3 protein-coding genes and 1 tRNA gene are annotated in these 2,286 nt (G+C 64.2%); 3 read left to right on the plus strand and 1 reads right to left on the minus strand.

Annotated elements, in window-relative coordinates; all coding sequences use genetic code 11:
- On the plus strand, positions 1–588 hold a 588-nt coding region (locus JOZ76_RS37050; RefSeq protein ID WP_291706322.1), incomplete at its 5' end, for a TIGR01777 family oxidoreductase.
- 29 nt (positions 589–617) lie between these two features.
- Here JOZ76_RS37050 and lipB read toward each other — a convergent pair.
- A complete protein-coding gene (gene lipB, locus JOZ76_RS37055) occupies positions 618–1,346 on the minus strand; it encodes a lipoyl(octanoyl) transferase LipB (RefSeq protein WP_291706323.1) in 729 nt (242 codons plus the stop codon).
- 65 nt (positions 1,347–1,411) lie between these two features.
- Between lipB and JOZ76_RS37060 the strand changes: the two genes are divergently transcribed.
- Positions 1,412–1,654, plus strand: a complete 243-nt coding sequence (locus tag JOZ76_RS37060) for a FliM/FliN family flagellar motor switch protein (protein ID WP_291706324.1) — start codon at positions 1,412–1,414, stop codon at positions 1,652–1,654.
- 190 nt (positions 1,655–1,844) lie between these two features.
- Positions 1,845–1,929 (plus strand) — tRNA-Leu (locus tag JOZ76_RS37065).
- Positions 1,930–2,286: the final 357 nt, after the last annotated feature.

The following is a 2,286-nucleotide window of genomic DNA, read 5'->3' on the forward strand; positions in this document are numbered from 1 at the left end:
CGCAAGCCGGCCGTGCTGGTCAGCGGCTCGGCGATCGGCTGGTACGGCCTCTGGCAGGATCAACCGCTGACCGAATCGGCCAAATCACATGCCTGTTTCAGCCATGAACTCTGCGAGGCCTGGGAAGCCGCGGCGCACGGTGCGGAAGCGCACGGCGTCAGGGTCATCTGCCTGCGCATCGGCCTGGTGCTGGGGACGGATGGCGGCTTCATCACGCGCATGCTGACGCCGTTCGAGTTCGGTTTGGGCGGACCGCTGGGGTCGGGCCGGCAATGGATGTCCTGGATCGAGCGCGACGATCTCATTCGCCTGATCGCCCATGTCATCGCCAGGCCCGACCTCACTGGGCCGGTCAACGCGACCGCGCCGATCCCGGTGACCAACATGAAATTCACCGAAGAGCTGGCGCGGCGGCTGCATCGGCCCGCGGTGTTTCGCGTCCCCTCGGGCCTGCTGCGCCGGGTCGGCGGTGATTTTGCCAATGAGCTGCTCCTGGGGGGCCAGCGGGTGCTGCCCAATCGTGCGCTCAGCAGCGGATTCGTGTTTCGGCATCAGACGTTGCGTAGCGCGTTTGAAGCGATCTTGTAATGGGAGTGGTGGCTCATCGCGAACGCAGACTATGCCGCTTGCTCGGGAAGATTGGCCTCGGTGGGACCAAAAACCTCCTCAAACGCCTGACGCAAGGCGATGTCGACATCGGTCATGCCGACGATATGGCCGAGATCGACGAGGCTGGTGACACCGAAGCGCGGATCGGAGACGCCGCAGGGGACGATCGCCGAGAAGTGCGTGAGCTCCGGCTCGACATTGATGGCGATGCCGTGGAAAGAAACCCAGCGCTTCACGCGGACGCCGATCGCGGCGATCTTGTCCTCGTGACCTTCGCCCTTGTCCGGCCGCTTCACCCAGACGCCGACGCGGTCCTCGCGCCGCTCGCCGTGGACGTTGAAGGCGGCCAGCGTCCGGATGATCCATTCCTCGAGGCTTGCGACGTAAGCGCGGACATCGGGCCGTCGGCGCTTCAGGTCGAGCATCACATAGGCGATCCGCTGGCCCGGCCCGTGATAGGTGACCTGGCCGCCGCGGCCCGTCGCGAACAAGGGAAAACGCGGATCGAGCAGATCGTCCGCCTTTCCACTGGTGCCAGACGTATAGAGCGGCGGATGCTCCAGCAGCCAGACCAGGTCGCTGGCCTCGCCGGCCGCGATCGCACCAGCGCGCGCCTCCATGAAGGCCACGGCGTCGCCGTAGGGGACCGGCTCATCCGAGATCCGCCAGGCGACCGCGCCCCCGCCGGGAGGGGCAAAAAACGTCGTCAAATCGAGGCTCTCGCGGTCGTTAACCATTGGCTAACCATAACATGGTGATGTCTTCGGGAAGCGCAATCTAGTCCCAGTTCGGCGGTCTTGAAGTGCCAACCCTCGATAAAGTCACCGTCGATCTCATGGTGGTCCTCGGGACCACAACCATGCCCGTCCACCAGGTCCTGCGGCTGTCGCGCGGCGCCATCATCGAGCTCGACGCCACGGAGGCCGACGAAGTCAAGGTGCTGGCCAACAACCTGCCCGTTGCCAGCGGCGTCGTGCTCGTCGATCGCAACCGGATCGCGGTCGAGGTCAAGCAGATGCTGCCGAAGTCGCCGGGGAGCCGGTAGCGGGGCCATCGACCGCGGGGCAGGGCGCCCGACAGCCCTGCCGGGAACCGCAAACTTTCTCCACTGATTTCCGGGCAAAAGCGGCCAATACTTTTCTGGATCACGGTCTTGGCGGGCCTTGTCCCCTCAACTTTCATTTGTTACATCGGCGCCATTGATCCGGCCAGGCATCGCCCGGCCCTCATCCCAAGCGCTCGTGGCGGAATTGGTAGACGCGCTGCCTTGAGGTGGCAGTGAGTAACATCGTGGGGGTTCGAGTCCCTCCGAGCGCACCATAGATCCTGCGGTTGCTCCCAAAATCCCCAGTTGTCGCGAAATTGCCCGTAGTGGGTTACGGCGTGCCCGTCGGGCATGAATGCGCGGTCTCGCGGCGCGTTTCGCGTCCGAGCTTTGCATCGTTGTCGCCCTCGGAATTGGAAGGGCGCAGGGAAGGCCGGGTATCGACTGATACCCATGGCCCCGTGCATCAAAAAAAGCACGCGGCGGTCACCACAGATCCTATGGGGTGGCGGGTGGTCAAGAGAGGTCCAAGATTGGATTACTGACCATCCAGCCTCGGAGGATCAAGATGATCAAGCTCGATCGCACTGACACACCCGCCGCAGCGGAGCATGCCACGGTTTACCTTGCGT

It is taken from the genome of Bradyrhizobium sp., from assembly GCF_019244115.1.
GTDB lineage: Bacteria > Pseudomonadota > Alphaproteobacteria > Rhizobiales > Xanthobacteraceae > Bradyrhizobium.